Here is a 16,540-nt window from a genome sequence, read left to right as displayed (position 1 = left end):
ATGCAAATCAGTTATGCAATTATAACACTCCTCATTTTTGTAATTTGTTTTATCTTCCTTGTTTAGGAATTTAACTATAATAGTTTGGTAAAAAATATGAATATTTTACGTTCTTACAGCCAATGGCGTCGTTATCGTCGGACAGTTAATGCGTTAAGTCGTCTTTCAACATATGAGCTTAGTGATCTTGGCATTAATCGTGCTGATATTAGTTTGGTTGCATGGCGTTCTTCACGTAAATCATTGTAATATTATTTTTGATAAAAATTTAGAAATTATTCAGCGTTCTAAGGAGCGCTGTTTTTATTTATAATGTTGTCAGTCAATTTTAAAGTAAAGACGGTATTGTCTGCTGGTTTAGAGGGTGTACTATGTTCTTCTTTAGTAAGGAGAAAGAACGGAAAAACAGAAAAATAAGCTGTCATTTGTTCTGCTTTCGAGAAGTGTTGGTATGGTTTTGAGCATAAGAATGAAGTCTTTACATTTAAGTGTGTAAGGGAGGATAGTTTTTGTGTCTTTTTCAGTTTTTATATCGTATTAGAAGAAGAGATGTCCCTAAAACACCAGCGGCTAAAATAAACCACGTTATTGCATATATTAAGTGGTTATTGTGAAATTGCACAACAGTAAGGCCAGGAATGGGAAGATTTTCTTGTGACACTGTTTCTGATTGCGCATCAATAAAATAGGGAGCAACAGGAGAAAGGTCTAATTTTTGGGCCATAGCAGGGAGTTCGCGCGTATGCCATACATTTTGATCAGGTTTGTTTTTGCGTGGAAACACCCCATTTTTTTCACTCATCCTTAAAAGGCCTGTAATCGTAATCTGATTTAGAGTATGTGCAGAATTATTATTAAACGAAGCGTTTTTTTCCTCTTGTTCAAATTGATGACGTGCTTCCATAGGAATAAAACCACGGTTGATAAAGGTCACTGTGTTATCGGTTGTTTTTAAAGGAGTTAAAACCCAATAACCCGTGGTATTTTGTGCAACAGCGGTTACGAGAATATTTTTGTTTGTAAGAAGCTTTCCGGTGATTGTAACAGGACGATATTCATCTTTGTTAAAAGTAATATCTGGCCATTGTTTGTAAGGTGGCGCTTGGATAGGTGTGAGATGGACACGTTGATTAGCACTGGTAATAAGATTTGTTTTCCATTTTAGTCGTTGTATTTGCCATACACCTAATGCACTAAAGACAGTAAACAGAAATACCCATAAAATACTCAATAGAACAGAAAAAAGACGGATGTTTTTGCGTTGGAGATTTATTTTAGAATGGCCCATTTTCATCATGATAATGAATATCTTTTAATATGAAAAGAGCTAAAAGAAAGTATTTTATAGGGTTTTACCAAAAAAATAATAAAATAACCGATAGAGGAATGAAAAAGTTTCTAAAAGACTTGACCTTTTATAGCCAACGACTTATAAAAACTCAGTTTTCCAATAATGCCCGTTCAAGGTTATGAGTGGATTTTTTGTTTGCATCCATTTATTTTTCTGGCGTTGGAGTTTGGAATTTCTTAAATTTAAAGGTGAAATCTATGTCTCGTGCCTGCGAATTGACAGGAAAAGCGGTCCAGTATGGCAATAATGTCAGCCATGCAAACAATAAAACCCGTCGTCGTTTTTTACCAAATCTTTGCAATGTGACATTGATCTCGGAATTGCTTCAACAGAGTTATCGTTTGCGTATTTCTGCAAATGCTTTGCGTTCGGTTGAGCACCGCGGTGGTCTTGATAACTTTTTGATTAAAGCTGATGATAAGGAATTGTCGCAGCGTGGGCGTTTATTGAAGCGCCAAATTATGAAAAAAAAAGCTGAAAGAGTAGCTTAATTCTTTTATTTTCCTGCAGAATAAAAAGTTTTTTCATTGAGGGAAGCGTTTAATTATTTAGGCCCAATATTTTATTTTGATTCTATTCTCTAGGTTAAAGGAATGTCTTCAGCATATAAATCTTTAGCTGCGCAAAAAGAGAAAAGTCGTCTTTTTTTTGCAAGCTTTGCAATGTGTATTGCTGTAGTTGCTTCCAATATTTTGGTTCAATATCCTGTTAATTTCTTTAGTTTGGATGAGCTATTAACCTATGGAGCTTTCACATATCCCTTTGCTTTTTTAATTAATGATTTGACCAACCGCTTTTATGGTCCCGGTGCAGCAAGGCGTGTTGTGTATGTTGGTTTTATTTCTGCTGCTTTTATTTCTTGGATATTAGCTACACCGCGTCTCGCAATTGCTTCTAGTACAGCGTTTTTATTTGGGCAATTACTTGATATAATAGTTTTCACACCTTTGCGGCGTAAAACATGGTGGAAAGCTCCTTTAATAGCAGCATTAGTGAGTTCAGCTTTAGATACAATTTTGTTTTTTTCTCTTGCTTTTGCAAGCAGTTTTTCTTTTATCGATCAATTGGTTGATTATTCTGATGGTTCTATTATTGACAGTATCAGTGTTATGAGTATTGAAATTCCTGTTTGGTTTTCACTTGCTTTTGGTGATTTTTTAATAAAAATTATTATGAGCCTATTTATGCTTGTCCCTTATGGGGTAATTTTAAAGAGTTTTCGGACTCCTTTTTATCAAGGGCGTTGAGAAGAGACGATGTCTTTTGTTTATTCAACAATAACGATATTTATTATATTATACTGCTGAAATAGAAAGATTTTTATTCTATTCTTGGCACAAGATGATGTGTAACAATATTTATATAAGATCGGTGGTTGATTGGGTCTTTATCTCTTCAGATTTTCTTTAAAGAGTGCTGTAAGCTGTTTTGTTATGGCATTTGCTAACTCTTCAGCGTTGATGATTGTTACAGCGCGTTGGTAATAACGTGTTACATCATGGCCGATACCGATAGCGATAAGTTCTATAGGGGAATTTGCTTGGATTTCTTGTATCACAGCGCGCAAATGTTTATCTAGATAATTACTGGGGTTAACAGAAAGAGTTGAATCGTCAACAGGAGCACCATCAGAAATAACGATCAATATTCGACGATGTTCATGGCGTGAGATCAAGCGCTGATGCGCCCAAATAAGGGCTTCTCCATCAATATTTTCTTTCAGTAATCCTTCTTGCAGCATTAATCCTAAATTGCGTCGAGCACGGCGCCATGGTGTATCAGCGCTTTTATAAATGATATGACACAAGTCATTTAGACGCCCTGGATGAGAGGGTTTATTTTGATGAATCCATTTTTCGCGCGATTGTCCTCCTTTCCATGCTTTTGTGGTAAAGCCTAGAATTTCTACTTTAACTCCACAACGTTCAAGAGTTTGTGCTAAAATATCAGCACAAGTTGCTGCAACAGTAATGGGGCGTTCTCGCATGGAACCTGAATTATCAATAAGCAGTGAAACAACAGTATCACGAAATTGTGTTTCACATTCCATTTTAAAAGAAGGCGGTTGCATTGGATCAATAATAAGGCGTGGAAGGCGTGTTGTATCAAGATAACCTTCTTCTAGGTCAAAGTTCCAAAAACGATTTTGTTGTGCCATGAGGCGGCGTTGGAGTCGGTTTGCTAAGCGTCCAACAATGTTTTGGAGATGATTTAATTGTTGATCAAGATAATGACGTAAATGATCTAATTCTGTTACAGAACAAAAATGAGTCGCATCCAAAATAGCATCAAATTCATGGGTAAAAATTTTATAATCAGCCAAATTTTCCATTTTCTGAGAAGCATGAAGAAAGTATTTTGATTTGCTGAATTTATTTTGTTGAGAATTTTCTTGTTCATTTTGAGGTGTATCATTATCATTTGACTGAATAGTTTTTTCTTTGCCTTTATTTTGTGCATCATTACTTTGTTCGGTTGTTTTTTGTTTTTCACTTTGAGATTTTTTTTCGTTTATAGTTTCTTCTTCTGTTTGATTTTGTGTATCGTGGTTCTGTCTCTGTTTTTTAGAAGTGCGATTCTTAGGGTTTATTTTTAATGGATTCGCCATTTCAAGGGCTACGAGCATTTGACGTGCTATTTGTGCGAAAACATTTTGGTTATAAACATGAAGTGTTAGCTCATGTAATTCTGTTGCGACTTTTTTTTCTATGGATTGACGCCATAGTTCCAAGACAAGTCCGGCTTCTTTTGGGGGAGAGCGTTTTGTTATTTTTTCACGCAATAAAAGCGCAATCGCTTCTTGAAAAGGAGCTTCATTTTGATTCCTTATCCTCTGATAACAGGCTTTTTGATATTTATCAGCAAGCATTATATCAAGATTTTGTGCGATTCCTTTCATTGTTAAAGTGCCAATTGCTTCAATACGTGTTTGTTCAAGTGCATCAAAGATCGCTCGTGCTTCTGGTTCTATCGGGGCAAATTGGGTGTGAATATGGCTATCATGCCATGCTTTGCGGAGTGCTATAGAATCGCTTAATCCACGAGTAACAGCTATATCTTTATCGGTTATTTGTTGAGGTAATTCTGGTAAACGTGCACAATTCTTGCTTAGGGATGGCTTGTTATGACTAAACATAACGTTAAGTTCGCGTGTGTTAGCAATGGCGCGAATACAAGTAGATGTAGCTCTTTTAAAAGTTTCAATATCAAAGTGGCTCTTAGAAGAATGTTTTGCTGAATTTTTGCTATTATCACCTTCTTTTGCAGCCATAATTGACGCATTCCTTAAGGCAAGACATGATGAATCAGTGATTCAGGAAGCTCATTTCCAAAGGCACGTTGGTAAAATTCTGCAACAGTTGTTCGTTCAAGTTCATCACATTTATTGAGAAAAGTTAAACGGAAAGCAAAACCAATATTTTGAAAAATTGTGGTATTTTCTGCCCAAGTTATAACGGTACGCGGGCTCATAACTGTAGAAATATCTCCATTCATGAAAGCTTTGCGCACCATATCAGCAACATGTACCATTTGTGAGATGGTTTTTTTACCCTCAGTGGTTTGGAAATGTTTGACTTTCGAACAAATGATATCAACTTCTTTATCGTGGGGTAAATAATTTAATATTGTTACAATTGACCAACGATCCATTTGCGCTTGATTGATTTGTTGGGTGCCATGATACAGTCCCGTTGTATCGCCAAGACCAATAGTATTTGCTGTTGCAAAAAGTCGAAATGCTGGATGAGGAGTAATAACACGGTTTTGATCAAGCAAACTGAGGCGCCCAGAGGATTCAAGTACTCGCTGGATGACAAACATAACATCTGGCCGTCCTGCGTCATATTCATCGAAAATAAGGGCAATATTATTTTGATAAGCCCATGGCAGAATACCATCTTTAAATTCGGTGATTTGCAAGCCATCTTTCAAGACAATGGCATCTTTTCCGATTAAGTCAATGCGACTAATATGTCCATCAAGATTAATTCGAATACAAGGCCAATTAAGACGTGCAGCAACTTGTTCAATATGCGTTGATTTTCCTGTACCATGATAGCCAGATATCATAACACGTCGGTTAAAAGCAAAACCTGCTAAAAGTGCTAAAGTTGTTTGTTGATCAAAAAGATAATCGGGATCTAAATCAGGAACATGAGAGCTTTTTGTGCTAAAAGCAGGCACTTTCATTTCAGTATCAATATTGAATACATCCTTTGCCCAGACTGTTGTGTCAGGCATATTTGAGACTGTAAGATTTGTTTTTGTCATCATTTTTGAGGAAGATATCCGCTGTTTATTATTTTGTTGTCAAACACTATAGAACATGGACCACTTATGCAAATGCTCTAATGGCAAAAGAGATTGGCTGTGAAGGAGATGCTGTGTTGCATGATCGTTTTTCAAAAATCTTAAATGTTTAATCATTGAACAATAGAATGGAGTATTTGAATATAGATTTTAACATCTACCAGATTTTTTCAGTAAATTATAGGCATGGAGCACGTTACGAAAGCGTTCTTCTGAAGAACGATTCCCACCATTAGCATCAGGGTGATGTTTTTTAACAAGCTCCTTATATTTTGTTTTGATATCTTCGGCTGAAGCATTTTCTTGTAAGCCCAAAGTATCAAAAGCTTTAGCTTCCAAAGGTTTTAGTTTTCGTGTATCCGTAGTCTTTGAGTGTCGTTGGGTAAAAAGTTTAAATGGATTACGCACACGATTTTGGTAAGCAGCGGTTCCAGATCGAATTTTTGCGTAATCGGAAGCTGTTTTTTTAACCGTGCTATTATTACCTGCAGACCATGTTGGACGATGCCCTGTAAGAGCATCTTTTTGAAACTTCGCAATGTCTTCATCGCTGAGACCTGAGAAATAATTAAAATTTTTATTATAAGCACGGATGTGTTCAATACAAAAATAGAGATATTGACCTTCGTGATTGCGTCCTGCTGGTGCTTTGTGCGATCCTGCTTTTTCGCACCCTTCCCATTGGCATTGTTGTATTTGTAATTGACTCTGTTTTTTTTTGTTTGAGCTAATACGAATTGAGTCGAATAATTTAGATGTTGTTGTCATATTTTTGCCTTATGCAAGATCGATCTTTTTGATAAGAATTGACTTGTAAAAAATTTCTTTCCACATTTAATTTTATTAAATATTGTCTTAAAAAATTAGTTACAATATCCGTTTTTGTGAAGGAAAAAAAATGTCTTGTACGGTTTATACAACAATTGAAACAAAACTGCGTGATGCTTTTTTGCCGCAAAAGCTTGAAATAATTAATGAAAGCCATCTTCATGTAGGTCATCCTCACGAAGAACATGCTTTTGATGGTAAGGGGGAAACACATTTCCGTGTGAAAATGCTTTCTTCTTCTTTTTCTGGTATGAAACGGGTAGAAATACATCGGGCTATTTATAAAGTTTTGGAGCAAGAGTTGGCAACAAACATTCATGCTTTAGCGCTTGAGATTGAAAGTGTTTAACATGTTTTTCTCAATTCAAAAGTTTTTAGGCACGGGGATGTGCTTTTTGATAGATTTCTAATAAATGATTTGTATCAATATGGGTATAGATTTGTGTTGTGGATAGGCAGGCATGGCCGAGAAGTTCTTGGATAGTGCGCAAATCTCCTCCCCGTGATAAAAGATGGGTAGCAAAAGAATGGCGTAATGCGTGTGGTGTGGTTGTTTCTGGTAAGCCAAGACGCGCTCGTAGGTTTTGGACAGTTCGTTGAATAATAGCGGGTTGTAAAGGTTTTCCCCGGACACCAAGGAATATTGGCTGAGTGTTTACTAAAGGATAAGGACAGCATTTTAGGTAATTCTCTATCGCTTTATGGACAATTGGAATCAGTGGGATAAGACGTGTTTTTCCTCCTTTTCCATTGACAGATAAGCTTTTTATACTGGGATCAGCAAATTGCTCTGGAGTGAGTGCTAAGGCTTCTGATATCCGCATTCCACAACCATAAAGAAGAATCAAAATAGCGGTATTACGAGCAATAATCCAGGGTTCAGTTTCTTGTTGATTTTCTTCTTTGACTATACGGAGTGCTGATTCTATGGTCAAAGGTTTTGGTAATGATTTTGGATGTTTTGGTGTTCGTACAAGTTTTGCGGCAGGAACATTAACAAGTTTTTCCCGGGATAAATAGTTAAAAAAAGAGCGTAAACTTGCCATGTTTCGGCTTAAGGAGCGAGCACTTATGTTTTGTGTTCGACGATAAGCTAAATAAGCACGCAAATCAGCTACACGCAAATCAGCAAGATCGTCGAGAGTTGGTTGATATCCTAAATGTTGACAAAGAAAAAATAAAAACTGCCTTGTATCACGCTCATAAGCAACGGCCGTATGAAGAGCCATTCGACGTGTTTGTGTGAGATGATCCAGCCAATTCTTTCTCGCAATGAGGAGGGTATGATCAGCTGGAACTAGAGGAATTTTTTCATTTATACTGTCATATTCGAAGAGCATTTTTAGTTAAGAGCGCTTTTCTTTTTCTTAGTTTTTGTTTCATTTTCTTGACTGTTTTGTTTTTTTAACTCTTCATGAGTGAGTTGATTTTCACTTTTTACAGAAAGAATCTTTAAAAGGTTATTCATTGACATAAGATGCGCAAAAATCCATCCAAGAAAACCATTTTTATGCAATTTAGCAAGTTGATGAGCAAATAATTTATTGAATTTTTCTTCATCAACCATCCAGAAATCTTCTAATTGCGCTGATACACCTCTGTCATTTTTCACATTGATTGATTTTTGACATAAAAGGTCCATTTCTACAAGGGTCTCGATAAATTCAGCGGTTTTTTCCATACTGATTTTAAAACTTTCAAGAAAATTAATACATTCTTCCATAAAGGGCGAAATAGATCCATCTGAATTGAAAAGATCTTTCCCTGAAACTTCATTAAACATACCTGATTGTTGATCAAAGCAAACAGAAAATTCTTTTTCATTTTGCATTTTTGCAAGAACAAAAGGATAGCGACGGACAAAAGCAGGAATATAAGTATCTTTTTTCCACTGTTTATCAGAAGTAATGTAATCATTATCGTTATTAGAAAGGCCTACGAGTGCAACGGACGTATAATGGCGTTTTTTCTGCTCATCTTCCGCACTCATAAATAGGATGGGATAATCTATAGCGGCTTGAAAATATTCAGCACTGGCTAAAGGAATCCAATGGGTATCCTGTGCAAAAGACATATCGTTTAATGGGCTGAATTTAAGATTTTTATGAGTGATTTTGTTCAGTGGAGTCACATTTTTGTAAAAGAGCATGACATTTGCCATAATATTTTCTCCTTATGATTAATTTCTATTTTGTTACCAAAATGAGCCTTTTTAGAAGATTTTATGTGGCAACAATATCGAATGCGAGTTACAGGATGAATTAAGTACTTTAAGTTTATAATGATTCTTTCTTTTTTAAATAAAAAAATTTAATTATAGGAAGTGTAATGGAAAAAGTATGAAAAAGAAAGTATATCTTGCCATTATTGGTGCGGCGCATGGAATTAAGGGGGATGTTGTTGTTAAAGTATTGAGTTCTAACCCTGAGAGTTTAAAGAGCTATAGTGTTTTTTATGATGAAACAGAACGTTCTTATGAAGTTGTTAGCTTTCGTATGCAAAAGAATAATGCAATTATACATTTTAAAGGAATAGAAGAACGGAGTGCTGCAGAATCTTTAAGGGGAATCAAACTTTATGTTGAAAGAAATCAATTGGCTGATGATTTGGATGAAGATGAATTTTATCAAATAGATTTGATTGGCCTTTGTGTTTATAATTGTGCCAAACAATTTCTAGGTAAGGTAAGTGGTTTCTTTAATTTTGGCGCTGGTGATTTAATTGAAATACAGTTGGTTTCTGGTAAAAAGGTTCTTATTTCCTTTAGCAAAGCTGCTGTCCCCGAAATTTGTGTTGCTTCTGGTTTTCTTATTGTGGATCCAATAGCTGCTGGTTTGTTTCATGATCAAGAGTAATATGCATAAGTAATGTGCGTAAATTAAATGAAGGGATGAAGAGTTATCAATATGGGATTTCATGCGCGTATTTTAACACTTTATCCTGAAATGTTTCCAGGAATTTTAGGATATTCTTTAGCAGGACGGGCTTTAAAGCAAGGAATATGGTCGCTGGAAACAGTGCAAATTCGAGATTTTACTTTAGATAAACACCATAGTGTTGATGATACACCAGCTGGTGGTGGTGCAGGTATGGTCATGCGTGCTGATGTATTAGCAGCGGCAATTGATAGTTGTCCATTGGATACACCAAGATTATTACTCAGTCCACGTGGGCAATCTTTTGATCAAGCTTATGCACGTTCTTTAGCAGTTGGGTCAGGGGTGACACTGATTTGTGGGCGTTTTGAGGGGGTGGATGAGCGTATCATTGAAGCACGGCAATTAAAAGAAATTTCTATTGGTGATTATATTCTTTCAGGAGGAGAAGTTGCTTCCCTTGTTGTGTTGGATGCAATTATACGGCTTTTACCCGGTGTGATAGGGAATAAGATTTCTGTAGAGTGTGAAAGTTTTGAAAATGGTTTACTTGAATATCCACAATATACACGCCCTCTTGTTTTTGAAGGACGAAGCATTCCATCGGTTTTAACATCGGGTCATCATAAAGCTATTGCTAATTGGCGGCGAGAACAAGCTGAATTGCTCACGCATCAACGTCGACCTGATCTTTATGCTCTTTATAAGAAAAAACATCAGAAAGCTTGATTCATCTCAAAAAATAATATACTGTTAGCGTAGTTTTCTTCAAAGAAATTTTCTGTATATTCTAAATTTTAAGTGTGTATCCCAAAATTAAAAGATGGTTTATTCGCTTTCTATATTCAACGTAGCCTAAAGAGTATTTAAAATTTTTTTGGTGAGAGTTTTAAGCGCTCTAACTGTTCGAAAAGAACGCGAAGGATAAAAAGATGAACATTATAGCACAGCTTGAGGCTGAACAGTGCGCAAAAATTGAAGCAAAACGTCAACTGCCTGTATTTCAGGTTGGTGATACAGTGCGTGTGATGGTTCGTGTGACAGAAGGTACACGAACGCGTATTCAGGCCTATGAAGGGATTTGTATCGCTCGTTCAGGGGGTGGTGTAAATGAAACTTTTACAGTCCGTAAAATTTCTTATGGCGAAGGGGTTGAGCGTGTGTTTCCAGTTTATTCCCCTCTAATTGAAGGGGTTGAGCTTGTTCGTCGGGGTAAAGTTCGTCGTGCGAAGCTTTACTACCTACGTGGTCTCAGAGGAAAAGCAGCACGTATTGCTGAAAAGAGAGAGTACCATAAAAAAGATGCAAAAAGTGCAAAAGAAACAGAAGAGAGCGCTGTTGTAGACAATGTTACAAATGTCTCAGAATGAATTACTCAATAAATTATATGAATGAGATTTATTAAAAAATGCAGCTTTAAGGCTGCTTTTTTATTGTAATAATTAAAACAAAAAAGGAATAAAATATCCATTTTTAAAAGAATTATAATAAAATTTTTAATGTCTCTTTTGTTTTTTATTATTAATTTTTCTCATAAATAAAGAACATTTACAGAAGAATATATTTTGTGAGAATAGAATTTTTGATGAGAGAGTATCTTAGGATAGGAAAAATTTTGATATTTTCGGCGACGGTTATTTAAACTTAAGCTCTTTAGAAGAGTGTATGATGCATATAGTAAGTGAAGGATCTTATAAGTTTTCACGCAATGAAGTTGGTAGAGGTGTAAATGTTCAAGATTGAATTATAAAGAACGGCTGATTTGTCATAAAACTTAAAAAATTAACACTATCTTTTTTATAAAGAGTCACAATCATAATCATTATAGAATAGATCCGCTGATCTTAAGGAAAAGTAGAGTGAAAGATATGTAAAAAATATGTTTATATTTAAGAAATAATGTTAAACCTTTGACGTGAAGATAAAATTGTACTAAACAGAGGAAGTTTTATGGTCTATGGCTATATAACAAATCGGTTTTTTTATGCGCGACCTTTAATCCGTCATTTTAATAACCGGCCTGTAATGTTAGTCCCTTAGGACTGAACAAGTTGAAATGATTGTGCACTGAATCACTTTGCGTGGATTTTCTCGTAATGATAAGGTTGCAGTGAAAGCCAGGTCAGGATGTTTTATGATAGAGACAACCACAACAAAAGATCGCCCTCGTTCTCCTCACTTAAGCGTTTATCGCTGGTCAATTACTATGGCAATTTCGATAGCACATCGTATTACTGGTATAGTGCTTTATTTTGGAATGTGTTTTTTGGCTCTTTGGTTAGTTTCAATTGCTTGTGGTGCTGATACATTTAAAATGGTTAACAAGATTTATGGATCTTTTCCTGGGCTTTGTTTTTTGTTTTTTTATACATTAGCTGGAGTTCATCATATCGTTGGATGTGTTCGCCATATTGTTTGGAATCTGAATCCTCGTTATTTAGCAAAAGAAAAAGCGACCTCAACTGCTTGGGCTACAGTTTTTATTTCTCTTATTGTCACGATTGCACTTTGGGTCATTGGGTACGGCGTTGTTTAGTCAGGGGTAGAAAAAATGAAAAAAGATTTGCGAACAGAACTTGGAAAAGTACGTGGCTTCGGCAGTGCGCATACAGGAACAGAGCATTTTTGGTTAGAGAATCTGGTCAGTTTTGCTAATGTGCTTCTTTGGACACTTTTTATTATTCTCGTTATGTCATGCGTGGGAAAAGATTACAGTGTTGTTCATGCGAGACTTTCCCATCCTATGGTTACAGTTTGGATGGGGTTGATGATTTTTTCAAGTCTTTATTACATGAAATTGGGGATGCAGGTCGTTATTGAAGATTATATTCCACATGAAGGTATGCGAATATTCTTTTTTGTATTGAATATTTTATTTTGTTTTATTCTGGGCAGTATAATGATGTTTGCTCTTTTGAAAATCGCATTAGGGGCTTGAAAATATGGTGAGAGCAATATCATCTCTAGGTGCTAGAGTGGGGCGTGCTGCCTATAACTATGTCGATCATAAATTTGATGTTGTGGTTGTTGGTGCTGGGGGAGCTGGTTTACGTGCGACCCTTGGTATGGCTGAGCAAGGATTAAGAACAGCATGTATTACAAAAGTTTTTCCAACGCGATCACATACAGTTGCAGCGCAAGGCGGCATTGCGGCATCCTTGTCGAATATGGGGCCTGATAATTGGCAATGGCATTTATATGATACGGTGAAAGGATCTGATTGGCTTGGCGATACCGATGCTATGGAATATTTAGTGCGAAATGCACCGGCAGCTGTTTATGAATTAGAACATTATGGGGTTCCTTTTTCGCGTACACAAGAAGGGAAAATTTATCAACGTCCTTTTGGTGGTCATACCACAGAGTTTGGTGAAGGCCCACCAGTTCAACGTACTTGTGCTGCAGCTGATCGTACTGGACATGCAATTTTGCATACGCTTTATGGGCAAAGCCTTAAGCATAATGCACAGTTTTTTGTTGAATATTTTGCCCTTGATTTGATCATGACAGATGGTGTGTGTACAGGTGTTGTCGCTTGGAATCTTGATGATGGTACAATTCATCGTTTTTCTGCGAAGATGGTTGTTCTTGCCACTGGCGGTTATGGGCGGGCTTATTTTTCAGCAACATCAGCGCATACATGTACAGGTGATGGTGGCGGGATGATTGCTCGGGCTGGGTTACCGCTTCAGGATATGGAATTTGTTCAATTTCATCCTACGGGGATTTATGGTTCTGGTTGCTTAATTACAGAAGGTGCACGTGGTGAAGGTGGCTATTTAGTGAATTCTGAAGGTGAGCGCTTTATGGAACGTTATGCACCATCTTTTAAGGATTTGGCGTCGCGCGATTTGGTTTCACGTTGTATCACACTTGAAATTCGGGAAGGGCGTGGTGTTGGTGCGAAAAAAGATCATATTCATTTAGTCCTTAATCATATCGATCCAGCTATATTGCATGAGCGTTTACCCGGGATTTCTGAATCAGCTCGAATTTTTGCAGGGGTTGATTTGACCAAAGAGCCAATTCCTGTTTTGCCAACAGTTCATTATAATATGGGTGGTATTCCTACCAATTATTATGGAGAAGTTTTAAATCCAACCCTTGATTCTCCTGATCGTGTTCAACCAGGTTTGATGGCTGTGGGTGAGGCAGGATGTGCATCTGTTCATGGGGCTAATCGTTTGGGATCAAATTCATTGATTGATTTAGTCGTTTTTGGACGTGCTGCTGCAATTCGTGCAGGAGAAGTCATAGATCGCGATGCAGAAATCCCAGCGCTTAATGAAGCCGCAGTTGATGCAATTATGGCACGTTTTGACCGTTTACGTTTTGCTCAAGGGCAGGTTCCAACAGCTATGCTGCGTGAAAAAATGCAGCGTGCGATGCAAGAGGATGCTGCGGTATTCCGTACAGCAGATTCTTTAGAACAAGGATGTCAACGGATCAGTAAAATTTGGGATGAACTTTCTGACCTTAAAGTAACAGATCGCTCACTTATTTGGAATTCTGATTTGGTAGAAACATTAGAGCTTGAAAATTTGATGGCGAATGCAATTACGACTGTTTATTCTGCAGCTGCTCGTTTGGAAAGTCGTGGTGCTCATGCACGAGAAGATTATCCAGAGCGTGATGATAAAAATTGGCGTCGTCATACACTTTCGCATCTGTCTCAAGATGGAAAGGTGACATTATCGTATCGTCCTGTTCATGTTGATCCATTAACGTTTGAAGAGGATGGTGGTATAGATTTAAAGCGTATTATGCCTAAAAAGCGTGTTTATTAAGGGGAAAGTGAGTTATGGTACAAATTAGGCTTCCCAAAAATTCTCAAGTTAAAGCTGGAAAAGTTTGGCCTAAACCTGAAGGTGCTACGCATTTAACAGAATTTCATATTTATCGTTGGTCACCTGATGATGAGAAGAATCCGCATCTTGATACTTATTACGTGGATCGTTCACTGTGTGGCCCGATGATTCTTGATGGGCTTTTATTTATTAAAAATCATATTGATCCAACTTTAACACTTCGTCGGTCATGCCGTGAGGGCATTTGTGGTTCATGTGCGATGAATATTGATGGCACCAATACATTGGCTTGTACTAAAGGAATGGATGATGTAAAACATCCAATTAAAGTGTATCCACTTCCTTCTATGCCTATTGTAAAAGATTTGGTTCCTGATTTAAAGCGTTTTTATGCGCAACATCGCGCTATTGAGCCTTGGCTGAAAACTGTTTCTCCTAAGCCTGCAAAAGAATGGTTACAAAGCTATTCTGATCGTCAGAAAATTGATGGTCTTTATGAGTGTATCCTTTGTGCATGCTGTCAAACGTCGTGCCCAAGTTATTGGTGGAATGGTGATCGTTATTTGGGGCCTGCTGTTTTACTCCAGGCTTATCGCTGGATTGTTGATTCTCGTGATGAAATGAGCGGTGAGCGCCTTGATAATTTAGAAGATCCTTTTCGGCTTTATCGGTGCCACACGATTATGAATTGTGCGCAAACTTGTCCGAAAGGTTTAAATCCAGCTAAGGCGATTGCTGAAATTAAAAAGCTTATGGTTGAACGACGTCTTTGAAAATTTACCAGCTAAAATAGAAAATAAGTACAGACTCATTGCCGGTTCGTATATGTGTATTTTGAAGGTAAATGAAGTAGACGCGGCTTAAGTATAAAGTCTTTTCTGTATGTTTACTTTTTGCAGAGTGGTTATAGTTGCTTGCAGGAGAGTGTTATTATATCACTCCTTATTTGTTGTTGATATACAGGAGATTGAAGGCGTTTATTTTCGTTGTTAGAGTGGAAGTCCACGGAGAAGGCGTGGTGCGTTGGAGGTGAGTCCAGAAGCTTCTTGCATAAGATATTTTTTTATTTTTGGCATTTGATTAATAAGTCCAAGGCCAACATCGCGAAAGAGGCGTAGGAGTAAGATATCATTCGAAAAAAGTCTGTTGAGCCAGTCATTACTAAGAGACATTCGTACAGTTTCAAAACGTCGCCAACTTTGATAGCGTTCGAGAGCTGTCATTGATCCGATATCGAGGCCCAATCGTGCTGTTTCGATGATGACTTCAGCTAAAGCGGCACTATCACGGAGTCCTAGATTAAGGCCTTGTCCTGCAATAGGGTGGACTGTGTGGGCGGCATCTCCTATGAGAGCAAAACGAGGTTTGATGCATTGATTTGTTAAGGAAAGAACGAGGGGAAATGCTTGGCGTTCACCATTCCAAGAAAGTTTTCCAAATTGATGACCAATACGTTTTTCTATCTCTGCTTCAAAAATTAAAGCGTCTGCTTTAAGATAAGATTGGGCGGTGTGATGTTTTTCATTCCATACGATAGCTAATCGGTTGCCTTTGAGAGGCAGGAGAGCAAAAGGTCCAGCAGGGAAGAAATGTTGAATTGCTCGGCCATGATGGGCTTTTTCATGTTCGATAATGCATGTGATTGCTGTTTGTGGATAAAAATGAGCAAAGCTTTTAAGATCGGCTTTTTCTCGTAATATAGAGTGTGCTCCATTCGCTGCAACCAGCAATTTTGTTTGCCAAGTTTCTTTATTACTTAAGGTAACGGTTGTATGTTGCTTCTCTTGATGAAAATGAACGACAGTGGTTTTTTCGATAAAAGAGATATGCAAATCTTTTGCACGTTTTTTTAATGCACTGATGAGCCTTTTATTTTCAACCATACTTGCAAAGGGTTCTTTGGGTGTTATATCTCTTTCAAAGGTTAAAAAAATTGGTTTGATTGGATCATTGAGACGTGCGTCAGTGATGGTTATTGAATGGATAGGTTGAGCGTAAGGTTTGATATGTTTCCAGCACTGTAGTTGTTCAAGCATACGAATAGAAGCGGCAGAAAGAGCAAATGCTTGTGTATTTTTGGGAGATGTGCTGCTTTGGGAAGTGGCATCCACAACATTTATTTTCAGTTCAGGGGCAGCCTGTTTGAGAGCTACAGCAAGAGTCAAGCCAACAACTCCACCGCCTGCAATAAGAAGGTCACATTGTTTTATTGTTTGATCGGTGTAAGAAGTCACGTTGTTTCTTTCACTTTTGGCAGTTATTTCATCTTAAATGATATGGATATTGATCTTATTATCATTTTTTGTGCAGTCTTAAAGAGAAATTGTTGTTATTATATTGGTTAAAACTGTATTAATATTTTTTAT

The 16,540-nt window shown here is 37.1% G+C and carries 18 protein-coding genes; 11 read left to right on the top strand and 7 right to left on the bottom strand.

The genetic code is table 11. From position 1 onward, the window contains the following. Positions 1-96 precede the first annotated feature (96 nt). Positions 97-249 carry a DUF1127 domain-containing protein gene (locus Bho11B_RS00805; RefSeq protein WP_078674034.1) on the top strand — a complete coding sequence of 51 codons (153 nt, stop codon included), beginning with the start codon at positions 97-99 and terminating at the stop codon, positions 247-249. A gap of 271 nt (positions 250-520) precedes the next feature. Here the strand turns inward: Bho11B_RS00805 and Bho11B_RS00800 are convergent, their stop codons facing one another. After that, positions 521-1,297 carry an SURF1 family protein gene (locus tag Bho11B_RS00800; protein WP_035006481.1) on the bottom strand — a complete coding sequence of 259 codons (777 nt, stop codon included), beginning with the start codon at positions 1,295-1,297 and terminating at the stop codon, positions 521-523. Positions 1,298-1,548: 251 nt separating this feature from the next. Here Bho11B_RS00800 and rpmB point away from each other — a divergent pair, with 251 nt between their 5' ends. Then, positions 1,549-1,842, top strand: coding sequence for a 50S ribosomal protein L28 (rpmB, locus tag Bho11B_RS00795; RefSeq protein ID WP_078674120.1), 294 nt, complete (start codon positions 1,549-1,551; stop codon positions 1,840-1,842). A gap of 102 nt (positions 1,843-1,944) precedes the next feature. Then, the gene (locus Bho11B_RS00790; protein WP_035006483.1) at positions 1,945-2,598 is read left to right on the top strand and encodes a queuosine precursor transporter; all 654 of its coding nucleotides are present in this window, start codon (positions 1,945-1,947) and stop codon (positions 2,596-2,598) included. Positions 2,599-2,738: 140 nt separating this feature from the next. On the opposite strand, the gene cobT is transcribed toward Bho11B_RS00790, so the two are convergent. The 3 genes from cobT to Bho11B_RS00775 all read right to left on the bottom strand — a co-directional run bounded on the left by cobT (position 2,739) and on the right by Bho11B_RS00775 (position 6,430). Continuing rightward, positions 2,739-4,622 (bottom strand): cobaltochelatase subunit CobT, encoded by a 1,884-nt coding sequence (gene cobT / locus Bho11B_RS00785; RefSeq protein WP_078674033.1) that lies wholly within the window; start codon positions 4,620-4,622, stop codon positions 2,739-2,741. Between the two features lie 14 nt (positions 4,623-4,636). Beyond that, a complete protein-coding gene (gene cobS / locus Bho11B_RS00780; RefSeq protein WP_035006761.1) occupies positions 4,637-5,623 on the bottom strand; it encodes a cobaltochelatase subunit CobS in 987 nt (328 codons plus the stop codon). A gap of 189 nt (positions 5,624-5,812) precedes the next feature. Beyond that, the gene (locus tag Bho11B_RS00775) at positions 5,813-6,430 is read right to left on the bottom strand and encodes a J domain-containing protein (RefSeq protein WP_035006486.1); all 618 of its coding nucleotides are present in this window, start codon (positions 6,428-6,430) and stop codon (positions 5,813-5,815) included. Positions 6,431-6,560: 130 nt separating this feature from the next. Between Bho11B_RS00775 and Bho11B_RS00770 the strand changes: the two genes are divergently transcribed. Further along, positions 6,561-6,839: a BolA family transcriptional regulator gene (locus tag Bho11B_RS00770; protein WP_035006487.1), complete on the top strand. Its 279-nt coding sequence runs from the start codon at positions 6,561-6,563 to the stop codon at positions 6,837-6,839. Positions 6,840-6,864: 25 nt separating this feature from the next. Here Bho11B_RS00770 and Bho11B_RS00765 read toward each other — a convergent pair whose 3' ends face one another. Further along, positions 6,865-7,830 (bottom strand): tyrosine recombinase XerC, encoded by a 966-nt coding sequence (locus Bho11B_RS00765; RefSeq protein ID WP_035006488.1) that lies wholly within the window; start codon positions 7,828-7,830, stop codon positions 6,865-6,867. A gap of 2 nt (positions 7,831-7,832) precedes the next feature. Next, on the bottom strand, positions 7,833-8,651 hold the full coding sequence (locus Bho11B_RS00760; RefSeq protein WP_035006489.1) for a SapC family protein: 819 nt from the start codon (positions 8,649-8,651) through the stop codon (positions 7,833-7,835). 178 nt (positions 8,652-8,829) lie between these two features. Here Bho11B_RS00760 and rimM point away from each other — a divergent pair, with 178 nt between their 5' ends. The 7 genes from rimM to Bho11B_RS00725 all read left to right on the top strand — a co-directional run bounded on the left by rimM (position 8,830) and on the right by Bho11B_RS00725 (position 14,947). Then, positions 8,830-9,345 (top strand): ribosome maturation factor RimM, encoded by a 516-nt coding sequence (rimM, locus tag Bho11B_RS00755; RefSeq protein WP_035006490.1) that lies wholly within the window; start codon positions 8,830-8,832, stop codon positions 9,343-9,345. Between the two features lie 51 nt (positions 9,346-9,396). Beyond that, a complete protein-coding gene (gene trmD / locus Bho11B_RS00750) occupies positions 9,397-10,095 on the top strand; it encodes a tRNA (guanosine(37)-N1)-methyltransferase TrmD (RefSeq protein ID WP_078674032.1) in 699 nt (232 codons plus the stop codon). Between the two features lie 203 nt (positions 10,096-10,298). Then, positions 10,299-10,736, top strand: a complete 438-nt coding sequence (gene rplS, locus Bho11B_RS00745) for a 50S ribosomal protein L19 (RefSeq protein ID WP_035006493.1) — start codon at positions 10,299-10,301, stop codon at positions 10,734-10,736. Positions 10,737-11,500: 764 nt separating this feature from the next. Then, a complete protein-coding gene (gene sdhC, locus Bho11B_RS00740; protein WP_035006763.1) occupies positions 11,501-11,902 on the top strand; it encodes a succinate dehydrogenase, cytochrome b556 subunit in 402 nt (133 codons plus the stop codon). A gap of 15 nt (positions 11,903-11,917) precedes the next feature. After that, complete coding sequence (gene sdhD, locus Bho11B_RS00735) at positions 11,918-12,304, top strand: succinate dehydrogenase, hydrophobic membrane anchor protein (protein WP_035006494.1); 387 nt, start codon at positions 11,918-11,920, stop codon at positions 12,302-12,304. A gap of 4 nt (positions 12,305-12,308) precedes the next feature. Then, entirely contained in the window at positions 12,309-14,153 is a 1,845-nt protein-coding gene (gene sdhA / locus Bho11B_RS00730; RefSeq protein ID WP_078674031.1) for a succinate dehydrogenase flavoprotein subunit, read from the top strand. A gap of 14 nt (positions 14,154-14,167) precedes the next feature. After that, complete coding sequence (locus tag Bho11B_RS00725) at positions 14,168-14,947, top strand: succinate dehydrogenase iron-sulfur subunit (protein ID WP_035006496.1); 780 nt, start codon at positions 14,168-14,170, stop codon at positions 14,945-14,947. A 216-nt stretch (positions 14,948-15,163) separates the two neighbouring features. Here the strand turns inward: Bho11B_RS00725 and Bho11B_RS00720 are convergent, their stop codons facing one another. Further along, positions 15,164-16,408 (bottom strand): ubiquinone biosynthesis hydroxylase, encoded by a 1,245-nt coding sequence (locus tag Bho11B_RS00720; RefSeq protein ID WP_051668857.1) that lies wholly within the window; start codon positions 16,406-16,408, stop codon positions 15,164-15,166. Between the last annotated feature and the right edge of the window lie 132 nt (positions 16,409-16,540).

It is taken from the genome of Bartonella sp. 11B (assembly GCF_002022625.1).
Classification (GTDB): domain Bacteria; phylum Pseudomonadota; class Alphaproteobacteria; order Rhizobiales; family Rhizobiaceae; genus Bartonella; species Bartonella rochalimae.
Note: the sequence above shows the minus strand (reverse complement) of the source record. Positions and strands in the feature narration are given on the sequence as shown.

Excerpts from the sequence above, each read along its gene's own strand:
- Bho11B_RS00805 (WP_078674034.1), top strand. The coding sequence starts at position 97 with ATGAATATTTTACGTTCTTACAGCCAATGGCGTCGTTATCGTCGGACA.
- Bho11B_RS00800 (WP_035006481.1), bottom strand. The coding sequence starts at position 1,297 with ATGATGAAAATGGGCCATTCTAAAATAAATCTCCAACGCAAAAACATC.
- rpmB (WP_078674120.1), top strand. The coding sequence starts at position 1,549 with ATGTCTCGTGCCTGCGAATTGACAGGAAAAGCGGTCCAGTATGGCAAT.
- Bho11B_RS00790 (WP_035006483.1), top strand. The coding sequence starts at position 1,945 with ATGTCTTCAGCATATAAATCTTTAGCTGCGCAAAAAGAGAAAAGTCGT.
- cobT (WP_078674033.1), bottom strand. The coding sequence starts at position 4,622 with ATGGCTGCAAAAGAAGGTGATAATAGCAAAAATTCAGCAAAACATTCT.
- cobS (WP_035006761.1), bottom strand. The coding sequence starts at position 5,623 with ATGACAAAAACAAATCTTACAGTCTCAAATATGCCTGACACAACAGTC.
- Bho11B_RS00775 (WP_035006486.1), bottom strand. The coding sequence starts at position 6,430 with ATGACAACAACATCTAAATTATTCGACTCAATTCGTATTAGCTCAAAC.
- Bho11B_RS00770 (WP_035006487.1), top strand. The coding sequence starts at position 6,561 with ATGTCTTGTACGGTTTATACAACAATTGAAACAAAACTGCGTGATGCT.
- Bho11B_RS00765 (WP_035006488.1), bottom strand. The coding sequence starts at position 7,830 with ATGCTCTTCGAATATGACAGTATAAATGAAAAAATTCCTCTAGTTCCA.
- Bho11B_RS00760 (WP_035006489.1), bottom strand. The coding sequence starts at position 8,651 with ATGGCAAATGTCATGCTCTTTTACAAAAATGTGACTCCACTGAACAAA.
- rimM (WP_035006490.1), top strand. The coding sequence starts at position 8,830 with ATGAAAAAGAAAGTATATCTTGCCATTATTGGTGCGGCGCATGGAATT.
- trmD (WP_078674032.1), top strand. The coding sequence starts at position 9,397 with ATGGGATTTCATGCGCGTATTTTAACACTTTATCCTGAAATGTTTCCA.
- rplS (WP_035006493.1), top strand. The coding sequence starts at position 10,299 with ATGAACATTATAGCACAGCTTGAGGCTGAACAGTGCGCAAAAATTGAA.
- sdhC (WP_035006763.1), top strand. The coding sequence starts at position 11,501 with ATGATAGAGACAACCACAACAAAAGATCGCCCTCGTTCTCCTCACTTA.
- sdhD (WP_035006494.1), top strand. The coding sequence starts at position 11,918 with ATGAAAAAAGATTTGCGAACAGAACTTGGAAAAGTACGTGGCTTCGGC.
- sdhA (WP_078674031.1), top strand. The coding sequence starts at position 12,309 with ATGGTGAGAGCAATATCATCTCTAGGTGCTAGAGTGGGGCGTGCTGCC.
- Bho11B_RS00725 (WP_035006496.1), top strand. The coding sequence starts at position 14,168 with ATGGTACAAATTAGGCTTCCCAAAAATTCTCAAGTTAAAGCTGGAAAA.